16 protein-coding genes are annotated in these 17,169 nt (G+C 36.2%); 10 read left to right on the forward strand and 6 right to left on the reverse strand.

The window, feature by feature from the left end:
• Positions 1-6 precede the first annotated feature (6 nt).
• On the reverse strand, positions 7-2,508 hold the full coding sequence (locus ACKXGU_RS06345) for a DUF5686 and carboxypeptidase-like regulatory domain-containing protein (RefSeq protein ID WP_463467214.1): 2,502 nt from the start codon (positions 2,506-2,508) through the stop codon (positions 7-9).
• 64 nt (positions 2,509-2,572) lie between these two features.
• A complete protein-coding gene (locus ACKXGU_RS06350; RefSeq protein ID WP_463467215.1) occupies positions 2,573-3,550 on the reverse strand; it encodes a pyruvate dehydrogenase complex E1 component subunit beta in 978 nt (325 codons plus the stop codon).
• Positions 3,551-3,708: 158 nt separating this feature from the next.
• Between ACKXGU_RS06350 and ACKXGU_RS06355 the strand changes: the two genes are divergently transcribed.
• The 10 genes from ACKXGU_RS06355 (at position 3,709) to lspA (ending at position 13,307) form a co-directional block, all read left to right on the forward strand.
• Positions 3,709-4,455, forward strand: a complete 747-nt coding sequence (locus ACKXGU_RS06355; protein ID WP_463467216.1) for an electron transfer flavoprotein subunit beta/FixA family protein — start codon at positions 3,709-3,711, stop codon at positions 4,453-4,455.
• A 23-nt stretch (positions 4,456-4,478) separates the two neighbouring features.
• On the forward strand, positions 4,479-5,438 hold the full coding sequence (locus ACKXGU_RS06360; RefSeq protein ID WP_463467217.1) for an electron transfer flavoprotein subunit alpha/FixB family protein: 960 nt from the start codon (positions 4,479-4,481) through the stop codon (positions 5,436-5,438).
• 120 nt (positions 5,439-5,558) lie between these two features.
• Complete coding sequence (locus ACKXGU_RS06365; RefSeq protein ID WP_463467218.1) at positions 5,559-6,173, forward strand: bifunctional nuclease family protein; 615 nt, start codon at positions 5,559-5,561, stop codon at positions 6,171-6,173.
• 6 nt (positions 6,174-6,179) lie between these two features.
• Positions 6,180-7,901, forward strand: coding sequence for a NupC/NupG family nucleoside CNT transporter (locus tag ACKXGU_RS06370; RefSeq protein ID WP_463467219.1), 1,722 nt, complete (start codon positions 6,180-6,182; stop codon positions 7,899-7,901).
• Between the two features lie 102 nt (positions 7,902-8,003).
• Complete coding sequence (locus ACKXGU_RS06375; protein WP_463467220.1) at positions 8,004-8,828, forward strand: thymidylate synthase; 825 nt, start codon at positions 8,004-8,006, stop codon at positions 8,826-8,828.
• Between the two features lie 84 nt (positions 8,829-8,912).
• On the forward strand, positions 8,913-9,821 hold the full coding sequence (locus ACKXGU_RS06380; protein WP_463467221.1) for a dihydrofolate reductase: 909 nt from the start codon (positions 8,913-8,915) through the stop codon (positions 9,819-9,821).
• 61 nt (positions 9,822-9,882) lie between these two features.
• Positions 9,883-10,935 (forward strand): DUF6340 family protein, encoded by a 1,053-nt coding sequence (locus tag ACKXGU_RS06385; RefSeq protein ID WP_463467222.1) that lies wholly within the window; start codon positions 9,883-9,885, stop codon positions 10,933-10,935.
• Between the two features lie 4 nt (positions 10,936-10,939).
• Positions 10,940-11,833, forward strand: a complete 894-nt coding sequence (locus ACKXGU_RS06390; RefSeq protein ID WP_463467223.1) for an alpha/beta fold hydrolase — start codon at positions 10,940-10,942, stop codon at positions 11,831-11,833.
• 80 nt (positions 11,834-11,913) lie between these two features.
• Positions 11,914-12,807 (forward strand): ACP S-malonyltransferase, encoded by an 894-nt coding sequence (fabD, locus tag ACKXGU_RS06395; protein WP_463467224.1) that lies wholly within the window; start codon positions 11,914-11,916, stop codon positions 12,805-12,807.
• Positions 12,807-13,307, forward strand: coding sequence for a signal peptidase II (gene lspA, locus ACKXGU_RS06400; RefSeq protein ID WP_463467225.1), 501 nt, complete (start codon positions 12,807-12,809; stop codon positions 13,305-13,307). Before fabD ends, lspA begins: the two co-directional genes overlap by 1 nt.
• A gap of 18 nt (positions 13,308-13,325) precedes the next feature.
• Here lspA and ACKXGU_RS06405 read toward each other — a convergent pair whose 3' ends face one another.
• The 4 genes from ACKXGU_RS06405 to ACKXGU_RS06420 all read right to left on the reverse strand — a co-directional run bounded on the left by ACKXGU_RS06405 (position 13,326) and on the right by ACKXGU_RS06420 (position 17,147).
• Positions 13,326-13,517 (reverse strand): hypothetical protein, encoded by a 192-nt coding sequence (locus tag ACKXGU_RS06405; RefSeq protein WP_463467409.1) that lies wholly within the window; start codon positions 13,515-13,517, stop codon positions 13,326-13,328.
• A 166-nt stretch (positions 13,518-13,683) separates the two neighbouring features.
• On the reverse strand, positions 13,684-14,964 hold the full coding sequence (locus ACKXGU_RS06410; RefSeq protein WP_463467226.1) for a metal-dependent hydrolase family protein: 1,281 nt from the start codon (positions 14,962-14,964) through the stop codon (positions 13,684-13,686).
• A 10-nt stretch (positions 14,965-14,974) separates the two neighbouring features.
• Positions 14,975-15,997: a UDP-glucose 4-epimerase GalE gene (galE, locus tag ACKXGU_RS06415; protein WP_463467227.1), complete on the reverse strand. Its 1,023-nt coding sequence runs from the start codon at positions 15,995-15,997 to the stop codon at positions 14,975-14,977.
• Complete coding sequence (locus tag ACKXGU_RS06420; RefSeq protein ID WP_463467228.1) at positions 15,990-17,147, reverse strand: DegT/DnrJ/EryC1/StrS family aminotransferase; 1,158 nt, start codon at positions 17,145-17,147, stop codon at positions 15,990-15,992. The genes galE and ACKXGU_RS06420 overlap by 8 nt, the downstream gene beginning before the upstream one ends.
• Positions 17,148-17,169 lie beyond the last annotated feature (22 nt).

Genomic DNA, 17,169 nt, shown 5'->3' on the forward strand with positions numbered 1-17,169 from the left:
AAAAGATCAAAACATAAAACCAAAACTTCCTGTAATTCCAAAATCGCGTGAATCTGGATTATCCAGGTAATTCCCTCTAAAATTGAAGTCTATTCTAAAAACCTTGAATATATTACCAATACCAAAGCTGTATTCATAATATATCTCATCGGTTGGAGCAACTAACGGGATATTGGAAGGTGCACTTAAAGCAACATTCTCTTGAGAAATATCTCCCCAAACGCCGCGTATTCCAACTATTTCACGCCAATTGAGTTTTCGTAGTAATGGAATTCTTGAAAAAAGCCTACCATTAAAATTATGTTCCAAATGTAATGACGCATAAGTATCCGTTACAAATTCGTAGAAATTCAACTGGGAAAACGATTTATAAATAGAAAAGTACGATTGGTTACCAGGCACAACACTCAATAAACCCAAAGGTACTTCACCAAATGTTTTACCGACTTCCACCGTAGAATACAATCTTCCAAAACCACCTAATATCCAAGGTTGAATATAAGAAAATTGTAATTTAGTGTAGGTAAAATCACTATGAAACAGATCCTTTCTTCCAACACTCATTTGAGCAAAAATAGATGCGTAAGTATCATTGGCATTACGCCTTTCAACTCCGAAGCCTGACATCTTTCGTCCTGGGAAATAGGAAACGGCAAATGTACTTTCAAACTGTTGAACCTCGGATGATATTCCTGTAGGTGATTCCAAATCGACATAATCCAAACTGAATGTTGGTGATGCCGAAGACAGCGTCCGATAATCGCCACCAACCCGGAATAATACATTCTTTATAGGCTCAATCTCAATAGCCAATGCCGTTAAATTAATATTGGAAAGCTTATCATTGGGAGCCGTAGTAAATACCGCATTTGAAGCCAAACTTCGACCAAGAACATCGGTTGATGTGGTCAAACTAGCTCCTATTTGTTCAATGTCTCGCCTATGACCTGCTGATATAATCAATCGGTTGCGTTTATTCAACAACCATTTAGCCGAAAAGCCATATTTAAACTTATCGTCATTAAAACCATAAGCCAGAAATCCTTGCAAACGCCAAAGGTCATTGGGTCCAAAATAGGTCCTTCCGCCAGCTCGTAACCTAATGCCTTCAACATCATTATAGCCAACCGTGGAAAATATGGGTCCATAATCAAGGTTTAAGTCGTCAAATTCAATGTAACCAGAGGCTAAAACACTTCCGACATTATAAAGTCGCTTGAATTTTTTGACCGTTTTTAACGTGTCCAGCATTTTATATACAGCTTTCTCATCCTTGCTCAATTCCTCCATGCGATTGGCTTCCCAAAAGGCATCATCACGATTATAAGCATCCTTGTCATAATCAAAGACCTCTTCCTTGTAAAACTTTTCGTCTTTGACTTCATCAAAGAGATAGTTATCATATAAGGTTGTTCGTTTACCATAAATACCACGAGATTTCTCCTTTTTGTTGAAGGTAAAATCAGACATGAAATAATCACGTTTAATTAAAAACACGGAATCGTTAACAACATCAAATTCTTGCTCAATATATATTTCCTTAACCCAGTTAATATTGGCGCTTTTTGAAGCTTGAAGATTAATTTCCTTAATGGCAAAGGTTGAATCGTTAACCCAGAAATCGCCTTTAAAAGTTAACTCGTTCTTTCTACGTGGGTAATAAATAATATTGTAGCACCACTTATCACCAATATAGGCACTATCAGCTAAAACGTAATTATAAGTATTGACACCTGTTTTTGATAATGGGCTAACAAAACTTTTATCAAAGAACTTGAGATAATTGTCATACACATCATACTGTGAATACAAGTCCTTGATAAAGTCTATAATGGTTTGGTTGTTGCTAAACCCAGAGTTTTTATTCCCTTTAAGTTCAACTTTTTCCTTTTCTAGCAAGTTATCACCATAAACTTTGGCCACCTCCTCATTAACAAAAATCGGCAGGTAGGTTTTACCAGTTACTTTAGACGTATCAACTTGCTCAAAAACAAACTCCATACCCTTGAATAAGTTACTTTTGATGAGTGAACTATCAATAGTATTTAAATCAAATTCGACCTTTTCATATCTGTCATAGGCATATTGATTGAATTGGCGAAGTCCATTTTGATGCTTACGTGCCCAAATTTTTTGTAAAATGGCAATAGCAGGGTTTTCTTCAGCTTTTTTGGATTGTTTCCCAGAAACCAGAACCACTTCATTTAAGGCGGCAGCTTCTTCCTCAATAACAAAATTCAAATCGTAATTGACTCTTTTAGTCAATGGGTATTCAATGGTTTTATAGCCAACAAATGATACTATGAGCGTGTCCCACGTTGAATCGGACTCCAGATAAAAACGGCCATTCTCATTAGTGATAGTACCTTCAGAAGAATTCTTAAATATGATATTGGCATAAGGTACAGGCTCATTTCCTGCCTCTGTAACATGACCACTTACTTTGGTCTGGGAGTAACCAGATATAAATCCAAAAAATACTAATGTAAGTAGTAGATTAAACCTCATAATTATAAAAAAACTTCATCAACAATGTTGCCAATGAAGTTAATTCAACGTAAAAAACGTCATTTTATTTATACATAACCTTTTTAACGGCCTTTATAACATCGTCGCTATTTGGCAACCATTCTTCTAATAAAACAGGAGAATAAGGAGCAGGGGTATCTGCAGTGTTTATTTTTACAATGGGTGCATCCAAATAATCAAACGCTTTTGATTGCACTTGATAAGTAATTTCAGTCGCCACATTACCAAAAGGCCAAGCCTCTTCCAAAATAACCAATCTGTTGGTTTTCTTAACCGAATTCAAAATGGCATCATGATCCATTGGTCTCACGGTTCTTAAATCTATAATTTCGCAAGAAATACCTTCCTTTTCCAATTCTTCGGCTGCTTTATAAGCCTCTTTAATAATTTTCCCGAATGACACGATGGTCACGTCAGTACCTTGACGTTTAATATCGGCAACACCAATAGGAATTACATATTCCCCTTCAGGAACTTCACCTTTATCACCATACATTTGCTCACTTTCCATAAAAATCACGGGATCATCATCACGAATAGCTGATTTCAATAAACCTTTAGCATCATAAGGATTGGACGGGACAATGACTTTTAAACCAGGTGTATTAGCATACCAGCTTTCAAATGCCTGAGAGTGAGTAGCTGCTAATTGCCCAGCAGAAGCCGTAGGTCCTCTAAAAACAATAGGACATTTAAACTGTCCGCCAGACATTTGTCTGATCTTTGCAGCGTTATTAATAATTTGATCTATACCAACTAAAGAGAAATTAAAGGTCATAAACTCAACTATTGGACGACATCCCGTCATGGTAGAGCCGACTCCAATTCCTGCAAAACCCAATTCAGCAATTGGTGTGTCAATCACACGCTTTGGGCCAAATTCATCCAACATACCTTTACTAGCTTTATAGGCACCATTATATTCGGCTACTTCCTCACCCATCAAATAAATGCTCTCATCACGACGCATTTCTTCACTCATGGCCTCACATACGGCTTCCCTAAATTGTATTGTCTTCATAGTATCAATTATTATAATGAGCAAAAATAGAAATAAATGAAAAACTTTACTCCATAGAATTAATTAAAAATTTACTATGCACGCATAGTAAAAAATCAGAATAAAATAAGTAACTTCGTAACCTCAAAAAATTAAACATTTTATTTAAAAATTTCGATATGAAAATATTAGTATGTATTAGTCATGTTCCTGATACGACTTCCAAAATCAATTTCACTGAAAATGACACAAAGTTTGATACTAATGGTGTTCAATTTGTCATCAATCCAAACGATGAATTTGGTTTAACGAGAGCTATGTGGTTTAAAGAAAAACAAGGCGCCAACGTTACCGTTGTTAATGTTGGAGGTGCTGAAACTGAACCAACACTTCGTAAGGCTTTGGCAATTGGGGCTGATAGTGCCATACGAGTTAATACGGCTGCAAAAGACGGATTTCAAGTTGCCAAAGAATTAGCAAAAGTTGTTCAGGATGGTGGTTATGACTTGGTAATTGCAGGTCGAGAATCTATTGATTACAATGGTGGTATGGTTCCTGGAATGTTAGCAGGTTTAACCAATGCCAATTTTGTGAATAACTGTATAAGTCTTGAAGTAGACGGCAATAATGCCAAAGCTGTGAGAGAAATTGATGGCGGTAAAGAAACTGTTTCTACTGGTCTGCCTTTGGTGATTGGCGGACAAAAGGGATTGGTTGAAGAAAGTGATTTGCGTATTCCAAATATGAGAGGTATTATGATGGCACGTCAAAAACCCCTCCAAGTTGTTGATCCAACTGATGCTCAAGCCGAAACAGACTCTGTTAAGTTTGAAAAACCAGCACCAAAAGGAGCGGTCAAGTTAGTTGACGCAGACAATGTCCAAGAGCTTGTAAATTTATTGCATAACGAAGCCAAAGTCATTTAATTAACGTACAAAAAGAAAAGAAAATGTCAGTTTTAGTATATACAGAATCAGAAAACGGAAAATTTAAGAAAACCGCTTTGGAAGTGGCTTCCTATGCCAAGGCTGTTGCCGATCATATGGGAACATCGGTTACGGCTATTACGTTTAATGCCAGTGATGTTAGTGTTTTAGGAAATCATGGTGTTGACAAAGTTTTAAAGGTAACTAATTCGCAATTAGAATCCTTCAACGCCAAAGCCTATGCAAGTGCCATTTCACAAGCCGCAAAAAACGAAAATGCAAAAGTAGTTGTCGTTAGCTCAAGTGCAGACAGTAAGTATCTAGCGCCGCTTTTGGCTATTGAATTGGAAGCTGGCTATGCCTCAAATGTGGTTGAAGCTCCAAGTAGTGTTTCCCCATTTACCGTTAAGAGAACCGCTTTTACCAATAAGGCATTCAATTCAACCGCAATCAACACTGATGTGAAATTAGTAGGTGTTTCCAAAAACGCCTTTGGTGTTGTAGAAACATCAGTATCTGCAAGTGCAGAAGATTTTTCACCAAACATTCCTGAATTAGGAGTTTCTGTTGAATCGGTTGATAAAGTCACTGGAAAAGTCACTATCGCTGATGCTGAAATAGTTGTATCAGGTGGTCGTGGTTTAAAGGGTCCAGAAAATTGGGGTATGATTGAAGAATTAGCAGATGTATTGGGTGCTGCTACAGCATGCTCGAAACCCGTAAGTGATTTAGGATGGAGACCACATAGTGAACACGTGGGGCAAACAGGTAAGCCAGTAGCTTCAAATTTATATATAGCCGTGGGAATTTCAGGAGCAATTCAACATTTGGCTGGAATCAATGCCTCTAAAGTAAAAGTAGTCATCAATACCGATCCCGAAGCACCTTTCTTTAAGGCTGCAGATTATGGAATCGTGGGTGATGCCTTTGAAGTAGTTCCTAAACTCATTGAGAATTTAAAAGCGTTTAAGGCACAACAATAAATATATTTTTTTTAAATTGTATTTATAAAGGGCTGTTTAAATTAGTTTAAAGTACCAAAAACTGTTCATAACCGTTTGGTAAAGTCCTAATTTAAACAGTTCTTTGCTTTTTTATATTCTATGAGTTTAGTTCGACTGAAAATAAAAGGTATTTCTTACAGCCAAACGCAAAATGGAGCTTATGCCTTAATATTAAATGAAGTAGATAGCGATCGAAAGTTACCAATTGTTATTGGTGCGTTTGAAGCTCAATCCATTGCCATTGCTCTAGAAAAGGAAATTAGACCACCAAGACCATTAACCCATGATCTTTTTAAGAACTTTGCTGACCGATTTGATATTGTTGTTAAGCAGGTTATTATCCACAAATTAGTTGATGGTGTATTTTACTCCAGTATTATTTGTGAACGCGATAAAATTGAAGAGATTATTGATGCCCGAACCAGTGATGCCATAGCTTTGGCATTGCGATTTCAAGCACCTATTTTCACCTACAAAAACATCCTGGATAAAGCTGGTATTTACCTAAAAATAAATCCAGAAAAAGAAGACGAGTCCGAAGAGGATAGTGTCTTGGTTGATGATTTAATTGCAGAAGAGCTCGAAACGGGAACAGTTCAAGAAAGTTACAAGAGTAAAACTTTGGAAGAACTTCACAACCTACTCGATGAAGCTGTTGCCAATGAAGACTACGAAAAGGCTGCAAAAATTCGAGACGAAATTTCTAAACGATAACAAACAATGAAACAGTTTTTATTAGCTATTACAGCTATTTTTTTTGGTCTAAACGCAATTTGTGCTCAAAGTATTGAAAAAAAATGGCAGTTTCAAGCAATAGAAAATGATACTGTTTCCAAGCTATTTCAATTATCAGAATCTGATGTTTTTGTTTTAGATAATGGCGATTTTAAATATAATATTGCATCTCGAAATCTTGAAGCATCAGGAGATTATATTCATCAAAATAACTTATTGGTTTTTTATTACAATCAACCCAATGATACGATAAGAAGATATAAAATATCGGAACTTACTGACTCAACATTGGTTTTTGTTGAAAACAATACAACATACCGTTTTAAATCATTTCCAGAGCTTCAGCAGTCAGCAGCCAATAGCATTTCAGAAAACAATAAAGACACTATAATTCCCAGTCAAGGATTTTCAATAAATAGTCTTTGGAGAGGTATATTGGGGATGATTTCCTTAATTTTTATAGCCTTTTTATTTAGTAGCAACAGACGCGCTATTAACTGGAAAACAGTTGGTATTGGCCTGGCTTTTCAACTTTTAATAGCAATAGGGGTTTTAAAAATACCTTTTGTACAGGCTATTTTTAAATATTTAGGCAAGGCTTTTAATAAAGTTCTGACTTTTACTGAAGCCGGAACCGAATTCTTATTTAGTTCATTTATTTCTAATGAGATAGAAAGTCCTTTAATAAATTTTGCAATAACTATTTTACCGACAATTATATTCTTTTCTGCTTTAACATCTGTTTTGTTTTATTTAGGAATTATTCAAAAAATAGTAAAAGCCATGGGATGGCTTCTTACAAAGCTATTAGGAATTTCTGGCGCTGAAAGTTTAAGTGTGGCTGGAAATATCTTTTTGGGACAAACCGAAGCTCCATTAATGATTAAAGCCTATTTAGAAAAAATGAATAAATCTGAAATGTTGTTGGTGATGATTGGTGGTATGGCAACTGTAGCTGGAGGTGTACTGGCAGCTTATATCCAGTTTTTGGGAGGTGACGATATGATATTAAGAGAATATTTTGCTAAGCATCTTTTAGCTGCATCGGTCATGGCGGCTCCAGGTGCTATTGTTATTTCTAAAATGCTCTATCCCCAAACTGAAGAAATTAATACTGATATTACAATATCTAAACAAAAAATAGGGTCTAACATATTAGATTCTATTGCCATTGGTACTACCGAAGGATTTAAGCTTGCAGTAAATGTTGCCGCAATGTTATTAGTATTTGTTGCCTTTATTGCCTTTATAAACTATGGGTTAATCAAAGTAGGAACAATAGGTAATATTAACGAATGGGTAAGTATTAACTCCCCTTATCCATCTTTATCTCTAGAGGCTATTCTTGGAACAATTTTTGCACCATTAATGTGGCTAATTGGTGTCGCAACAGATGATATAATGATGATGGGGCAATTATTGGGTATTAAATTGGCAGCAAGTGAATTTGTAGGTTATATACAGCTAGGTGAATTAAAAAATATAGCTAACACTACACATTTAAACTATGAAAAATCCATTATTATGGCTACCTATATGCTTTGTGGTTTTGCAAATTTTGCTTCCATAGGCATTCAAATTGGTGGGATTGGATCTTTGGCTCCGGGTCAACGCAAAACCTTATCCGAATTTGGTATGAAAGCCTTAATTGGTGGAACAATAGCTTCTTTAATTTCAGCAACCATTGCAGGAATGATCATTGGTTAATTACCACCTGATTTAGTTAATAACTTTTAATAGAAATTATTGGTTGGTTTATTCTGATTTGACCCTTTTTTCTATTTTTATTTCCAGTAAAATTAATTGACGATGAAGCAATATCACGACCTTGTAAAGCATGTTTTAGAAAATGGTAATGAGAAATCTGACCGCACGGGAACGGGAACCAAAAGTGTTTTTGGTTATCAAATGCGTTTTGATTTAAGTGACGGGTTTCCAATGGTCACCACCAAGAAGCTTCATTTAAAATCTATCGTACATGAATTACTATGGTTTTTAAAAGGTGATACCAACATAAACTACCTTACTGAAAATGGTGTCCGAATTTGGAACGAGTGGGCTGATGACAATGGTGATTTAGGACCTGTTTATGGTCACCAGTGGCGTAATTGGAATAGTGATGAAATCGATCAAATAAAAGATGTCATCAATACACTCAAAAACAATCCTGATAGTCGTCGCATGTTAGTTTCTGCTTGGAATCCATCGGTTTTGCCAGACACCTCCAAATCCTTTGCTGAAAATGTCGCTAATGGGAAAGCGGCCTTACCTCCTTGCCATGCTTTTTTTCAATTTTATGTAGCTGATGGCAAATTGTCTTGCCAATTATACCAACGCAGCGCTGATATTTTCCTAGGTGTGCCTTTCAATATTGCTTCTTATGCATTATTGACTTTAATGATTGCTCAGGTTTGTGGCTATCAACCAGGGGATTTTATACATACGTTTGGTGACGCACATATTTACAGCAATCATTATGAGCAATTGGAATTACAACTGTCTCGCGATATTAGACCACTTCCTAAAATGATTTTAAATCCTGAAATTAACGATATTTTTGATTTTAGCTTTGAAGATTTTACGCTAGTAGATTATAACCCGCATCCACATATTAAAGGTGTAGTAGCGGTTTAGAAATCTTTTGAATGGGATTAAATTTTTGATTTAATCTAATAACTAACAGAAAAAAGTTACTTTTACTAGGTTAAATAACTGAACATGTTCGGAAAGAAGAAATCCCAAACCACTGAAATTGACAAAGAACAGTTAGAGCTCATTAAACAGGCTCAAAAACGGATCAAACAAAAAAAACGCTTGTATGCGCATTTTGTATTATTTCTTATTGGAGCTGTATTCTTTATAATTGCGAATCTTGTTTTAAACATAGGAGCTGATGTCACATTCTTTGGAATAAAATGGTTTGTTTTTGCCATTTTAATTTGGTTTTTCCTATTTGTTTACCATCTATTCAATGTATTTGTCACGTCAAAATTATTAAGTCAAAAATGGGAAGATAAACAGCTTAATCGGTTGGTCACCAAACAAAAAGAGCGCATAGCTGAACTTCAAAAACAGGTTGACAAAGACTACCCGCTACCCACTGAAAAAAAAACTTTAACCAGGATCTCTAAAAATTCTGAAATAACACTCATAGTAGCCGCTGGGGAAGATAACGCTATTGGGAAGGACAATGATCTTATCTGGCATTTGAGTGACGATCTTAAACGTTTTAAAAGTCTTACAAATGGTCATCACATCATAATGGGTCGTAAAACTTTTGAGAGTTTTCCAAAACCACTTCCAAACCGAACACATATTGTTATTACCCGTCAAGATAACTATCAGGTTCCAAATGGCGTTATTGTGGTCAACAATTTAGATGATGCCTTTGATGCTGCTAAAAATGATAAACAGCCCTTTGTGATAGGCGGTGGGGAAATTTATAAACAGGCTATGCCTTTTGCTGATAAAATTGAACTCACTCGAGTTCATGGTATTTTTGACAATGCTGATACTTTCTTCCCTGAAATCGATTATTCCGTTTGGGAAGAAGTCAATAAAAAACACCATGAAAAAGATGAAAAACATGACTATGCGTTTTCATTTATCACCTATTTAAAAAAGTAAATAGGCTTAATTCATTACATTTTAGTACATTAGCTCTGTTAGAAACCCAAATCTAAACATTATGAAACGATTTCGTTTTAATTTTCTTGGAATAGCATTTTTAATGATAATGCTATTATTTTCATGTCAGTCCATGAATAACCTCACCATGAGTGTTACCGAACCTGCTCCTGTTTACATACCAACTTCCATAAAAAATATTGGTCTTTTAAATCGAAGTTTGGCTTCAGACAAAAACAAACCTCTTGATGCTATTGACCAGATATTATCTATTGAAGGTAAAAATTTAGATGCTGAAGGCGCCTCCAAAACTTTACAAGGTATTAAGGATACCTTTGAGAAAGATAACCAATATGAAGTCATTCAATTAATTGAATCTGAAAAAATTGAAAATCCAGGCCTTGGTATTTTCCCAAGCTCCCTGCCTTGGGAAACTGTAGAATCACTGTGCAAAGAAAATAATTTAGATGCCATTGTGGCCTTGTCTTTTTATGATACAGATGCCAAAGTTTCTTATAAAACCAGAACCGTGGAACAGCTTAATGCCTTTGGTGTTAAAATCCCTATGATTGAGCATGAAGCGACCATATCAACCCATATAAAAGCTGGTTTTAGAATTTATGATAATGTCAATAAAGTGATTCGTGATGAAATTACATTGGATCGGTGGATAACCTCTGTTGGAAAAGGCATTAATCCTACCAAGGCTATTGAGGCTATTGTGGGACGTAAAGAGTCACTCTTACAAGCCAGTAGTATAATTGGTGAAGATTATGTTTATAGAACTTATCCCTTTAAAATTCGAGTAACCAGACAATACTATGTGAAGGGTACCAACAACTTTGAAATTGGAAAACGTCGTGCGCAAACGGGTGATTGGGACGGTGCAGCCGAATTATGGGAACAAGAACTCAATAATCCCAAGGGCAAAATAGCTGGACGTGCTTGTTATAATATGGCAATCATCAATGAAATTAATGGTGATTTAGAAGCGGCCATGAGTTGGGCTTCGAAGGCCTACACCGATTATGAGGACAAAAATGGTTTACGATATCTAAACATCTTAAAAAACAGACAGCGAAGAAATAGACTATTGGAAGAACAATCACAATAATCTTATGGTTAAATGGCTTAAGTTTCTATTCATTATACCCTTATTAGGATTTACCCAGTCCCACATCGACATTCCATTTGAAAATGGTAATTTACACGTTACTGCCTTCGGTAAGGGTCAACCCATACTGATTATAAATGGCGGCCCAGGTATGAACAGCAGTGGCTTTGTTTCATTGGCTGAAGAATTGGGCAAAACCCATTTCGCCATTTTATATGACCAACGAGGTACTGGTCAATCTACCATGTCAAATATTAACCCTGAAACCATGACTATGGACTTGATGATTTCCGATATTGAAATCATTAGACAGTATTTTGGCTTTGAAAATTGGGTGGTTTTGGGTCATTCTTTTGGAGGTATGCTAGCCTCCTATTATCTCCAAAAACACCCTGAACGTATTCGCGGATTAATTTTATCCGGATCTGGTGGATTTGATCTAAGCATCACACGAAGTTTAAATTTACAATCTAGGTTAACTGAAACTGAACGCGATTCACTTAATTATTGGAATCAACAAATTAACCAAGGTGACACCACGTATTTGGCTCGTTATAATCGCGGTAAATATTTAGCTCCGGCTTATGTATATGATCGAAAATATGTACCTGTCATTGCAGAACGTTTAACACAAGGTAATTCAGCAATTAATAGTTTAATTTGGCAAAATATGCGTGCTATTGCATTTAATTGTCGTGATGCCTATAGTAATTTTACAAATCCTGTTTTAATTATTCAAGGTAAGCAAGATGTCATGGGTGACACTATTGCCAAAGAAACTCATAAATTACTCGCAAACTCTGAATTGGTCTTTTTGGATGCCTGTGTGCATTATGGCTGGGTGGAACAACCTGAAGGTTATTTTGAAGCTATCCATCAGTTTTTATCAAACTTTTGATAGTTTGATCTTCACCAGTAATTACAGAATTCTTTTAAAGATATAATTCCTATTTTTGCACCAAACAAAAATTGAAATTTATGAACGCATATATATTTCCTGGTCAAGGTGCCCAATTTACGGGAATGGGATTAGATCTTTATGAAAACTCATCATTAGCTCAAGAATTGTTTGAGCGAGCCAATGAAATTTTAGGATTTTCTATTACCGACACCATGTTTGAGGGATCGGCAGATGATTTAAAACAGACCAAGGTTACGCAACCTGCTATATTTTTACACTCTGTTATTTTAGCCAAAACATTGGGAGATAGTTTTAAACCTGATATGGTTGCTGGTCATTCATTAGGCGAATTTTCTGCATTGGTTGCCAATGGCACCTTAAATTTTGAAGATGGATTGAGATTGGTTTCTCAACGTGCTATGGCCATGCAAAAAGCCTGTGAATTAAAACCAAGTACCATGGCTGCTGTATTAGGGTTGGATGATGATATCGTTGAAAAAGTTTGTGCCAAGACAGATGGTATTGTTGTGGCTGCCAATTATAATTGTCCAGGACAATTGGTGATTTCTGGTGAAGTTGATGCTATTAACAAAGCTTGTGAAACACTTAAAGAAGAAGGTGCGCGTCGGGCATTAGTATTACCAGTGGGTGGTGCATTTCATTCGCCACTTATGGAACCAGCTCGCGAAGAATTGGCCTCGGCTATTGAAAATACAGCATTTAGCAAGCCTATTTGTCCCATTTACCAAAATGTATCTACGACTGCTGTGATGGATGAAAACACCATTAAAGCAAACTTAATTTCTCAATTAACTGCTCCGGTAAAATGGACTCAATCTGTACAACACATGATTGCAGATGGCGCCACATTATTTACGGAAGTTGGACCAGGTAATGTATTACAAGGATTGGTAAAGAAAATAAACAGAGATGCTCAAACAGCTTCTGCAGCATTTGAAACCAACGCCTAATGAAATTATCACGAACGGCTTTTATTGTACTGTTGATTGTTTTCAATATTGCCATTGATCAAATCTCCAAAATTATTGTTAGGACTCATGTAACGCCTAAAAGCGAAACACCTATAATTGGTGATTACTTTACGCTTCACAATGTTGAAAACACAGGTGCGTTTTTAGGAATGGGGAGTGATTTAAGTGACCCTTTGAAGATAATTCTTCTATTATTGTTGCCAATTGGTGTTCTTGGCTATGTACTCTACTATATCATTAAAAACAAATCGTTGGATCGCTTTTCCTTAATCGGATTTTGCTGTATAATAGGCGGTGGCATTGCCAATGTGTATGATAGAATTGTTTATGGCTCAGTAACCGATTTTTTCCATATTGATTTAGGCGGTGTTTTTAAAACCGGTATTTTTAATGTAGCCGATATGTCCGTTATGCTAGGTATGGGATTACTACTTTACAGTAGTTTCACAAATACAAAAAAAGAAAAAGCCTCAAACTAATTTGAGGCTTTTTATATTTTATCTTGCTAATTCGCAGGCTTCACAATCTTTGACTTCTCCATAATAAGTCTCTCGGTACTTATGAACCGTCTTAAAAGGAATACTTAAAAATTGCTTTTTAATATAGGTTACTTTGGTTAGTAGTTCACCCATTTTAGGTGTGAATCGCTTTTCGGTTTGGGTCTCGCGTTTTACTGTAATCAATTTCATCATATCATTTATCATTTGGTACAAAGTAACAAAGGATATGACGCTAATCCAAAAAAACAATATTAAACCTTTGTTAATCAATTGATTAATATGAATACCATAATGATATCAAGGTATAATTAAGAAATTTCTAATAATTCCTTGAAATTGTTAACAGTTTTAAAAACTATTTTTTATAGATTTTACCTGATTTCATTACAAATACGACATTTTCAGTTGTTTTGATATTTTCAACTGGGTTGTCATTGGTGGCAATGATGTCTGCAGTAAAACCAGGTTTTAATTGCCCTATTTCCGTTTCCATATTCAATATTTTGGCATTGGTAATGGTTGCACTTTGCAAAGCTTTCATTTCAGGCATACCAGCCTCTACCATATAACCAAACTCTTTGGCATTTTCGCCATGTAAAAAAACTCCAGCGTCTGTTCCAAAAGCAATTCCAACCCCTTTTTTATAAGCTTTCCCAAATGTGTCCTGAATTTTGGGACCAATATCCAACGCCTTTCCTACAACCACATCTGGGTAATAACCTGGAATTTTAGCTTTTTCAGTAACCGATTTTCCAGCCGTAATAGTTGGTACTAAATACGCATCATGTTCTATCATTAATTGCATAGTTTCAGCACTCATTAGGGTGCCGTGTTCAATGGTTTTGACACCACCTAATACAGCACGCTGCATCCCTTCATCTCCATGTGCATGAGCAGCAACGTGGAATCCATAATCTTTTGCTGTCTGGCAAATGGCTTTAATTTCTTCGAGTGTAAATTGTGGGTTTTGTCCACTTTTAGCCACACTCAAAACACCTCCAGTAGCTGTTATTTTTATTAAATCGGCACCATTTTTATAGCGTTGTCTAACTGCTTTTTTGGCATCGTCTATACTATTTACAACACCATCTTTTGGACCTGGGTCACCTTGCAATTCATCTTTTACACCATTGGTTGGGTCAGCATGACCACCTGTTGTAGCCAAAGCTTTTTCAGCAGTGAAAATTCTAGGTCCTTCAACTTTTCCTGAATTTATGGCATTACGTAAGGACACATTGATTCCACTACCTCCTAAATCCCTTACAGTTGTAAAACCAGCCATCAATGTCCGTTTGGCAAATTCAATGGTATTATAGGCAACATCGGCATCATTGAGGGTAAATCCTTCTAAATATTCTTGCGGATTTGTTTCCATTTCCAAATGTACATGCATATCTATAAAACCTGGCATAACCGTTTTATCTTTGAGATCTATGACTTCATCATCTTCAGGGGAGTCAGGTTGCTTATACCCATTTTCAATCGCCAAAATTTTATCACCTGAAACAATAATGGTTTTAGTTTCTAAAATTTTGCCATTTTTAGTATCCAAAATTTTACCACAGTGCAAATAGGTGTTCTGGCCTATTATTAGTGTCGTAAACAATAGGGCGAAACAATAAATGAGATTTTTCATTATGGTGGTTTTATAAGTTTCTAATGTGCTTTTCCCACAACCAAGCAGATTTCATGGCATCATCTAAAGTAGATTTGGCTTGCCATCCCAATTCCAGATTGGCTTTAGTGGTATCGGCATAAGCTTGGGTTACGTCCCCTTCACGTCTTGGGGCTATTTTATAATTTAAGGACAATCCTGTAACACGTTCAAAAGATTGAATAACTTCTAAAACGGAACTCCCTACTCCTGTCCCCACATTAAAGGTTTCAAAATTACTTTTATTCTGACCATTTAGCAATCGTTGTAAAGCGACCACGTGGGCTTTCGCTAAATCCACTACATGAATATAATCCCTAATACAAGTACCGTCTGCCGTGGGATAATCAGCTCCAAAAACAGAAAGACAATCACGCAATCCAACCGCAGTTTGGGTAATAAACGGCACTAAATTTTGGGGAACACCAATGGGCAACTCGCCTATATTAGCACTTGGGTGCGCACCGATTGGATTGAAATACCGTAAGGAAATAGCTTTTAAAGATTGTACAACATTACAGGTATCACGAATAATTTCCTCACCTATCTGTTTGGTATTTCCATAAGGCGATTCCGCAGGTTTTACCGGAGCATCTTCGGTTATTGGCATCACATCAGCTTGACCGTAAACCGTACAAGATGAGCTAAAAATAACATTTGCTTCAGATAAAAGAGATACCTCCTGAAGGACATAAACCAAGGTATTAATATTATTTTCATAATACATTAGCGGTTTCTGTACACTTTCGCCTACTGCTTTACTTGCGGCAAAATGAATAACACCTTTAATGTCTTGATGTTCTTTAAAAAATTTCTGAAGTTTTGACTTATCCTTTAAATCCAGTTTCTCGAAAATTGGCGTTTTGCCTGTTATGGAAGTTATACCATGCAACACATCAATGGATGAATTGGATAAATCATCAATAACAACGACTTCGAAACCTTCATTTTGTAATTCGACAACTGTATGTGAACCAATAAAACCTAAACCTCCTGTGACCAGTATTTTATCCATTAACGAATTCTAAAACTTTTGAAGTAATAAAATCAATTTGTTCATCATCCAGCTCGGTATGCATAGGCAAAGAAATCACTTCTTTAACAAGCTGGTTGGTTACTGTAAAATCAGCTTCATTGTAACGCTCATCAAGGTAGGCTTTCTGTTTGTGTAGTGGTATTGGATAATAAACACCACACGGAATATCGTTGGTATTTAAAAACTTAACCAAGCCGTCACGATCAACCCCACTTAACTTAAGGGTATATTGATGAAAAACATGGCAATCACAAGTATCGCAGTTTCCTGAACAGCCATTGCTTTTTCTGAAAGGTGTTTCAATTTTGGGATGATTTTGAAAAGCTTTATCATATTTTGACGCGGCCTTTTGGCGTGCTTTATTGTAGGCATCCAAATGCGGTAATTTTGCATCTAAAACAACCGCCTGGATAGAATCTAAACGGGAGTTCACTCCTACAACGTCATGGTGATACCGCTCATACATTCCGTGGTTTACAATTCCCCTGATTATATGGGCTAAATCATCGTCGTTGGTAAAAATAGCGCCACCATCACCATAACAACCCAAGTTTTTAGATGGAAAAAACGAGGTTGATGCTACATGACCAATAGTTCCTGTTTTGGCTTTTTTACCATTGCTGAATGTGTAATTTGCTCCAATACCTTGCGCATTATCTTCAATTACATATAAATTATGCTCATTAGCTATATCCATGATAGCTTCCATATCAGCTGCTTGACCAAATAAATGAACGGGAACAATGGCTTTTGTTTTAGGTGTAATGGCATTTTTGATTGCTTCAACACTAATGTTAAAGTCGTCTGGATTGACATCAACTAAAACAGGTGTTAACTGCAACAAAGCAATCACCTCAACAGTCGCTGCAAACGTAAAATCGGCCGTAATGACTTCATCACCAGGCTTCAATCCAAGTCCCATCATGGCAATCTGTAATGCATCCGTGCCATTGGCACAAGGAATGACGTGTTTTACGCCTAAATAATTTTCAAGATTCTTTTGAAACTCATGGACCTTTGGCCCATTTATAAATGCAGTTGTCTCAATAACTTCCTGGATTGCAGGGTCGACAACGTTTTTTATTGCGGCATATTGACCCTTTAGGTCAACCATTTGAATTTTTTTCATACGTTACGAAATTACAAAATTC

Source organism: Hanstruepera sp. CR43 (assembly GCF_055227665.1).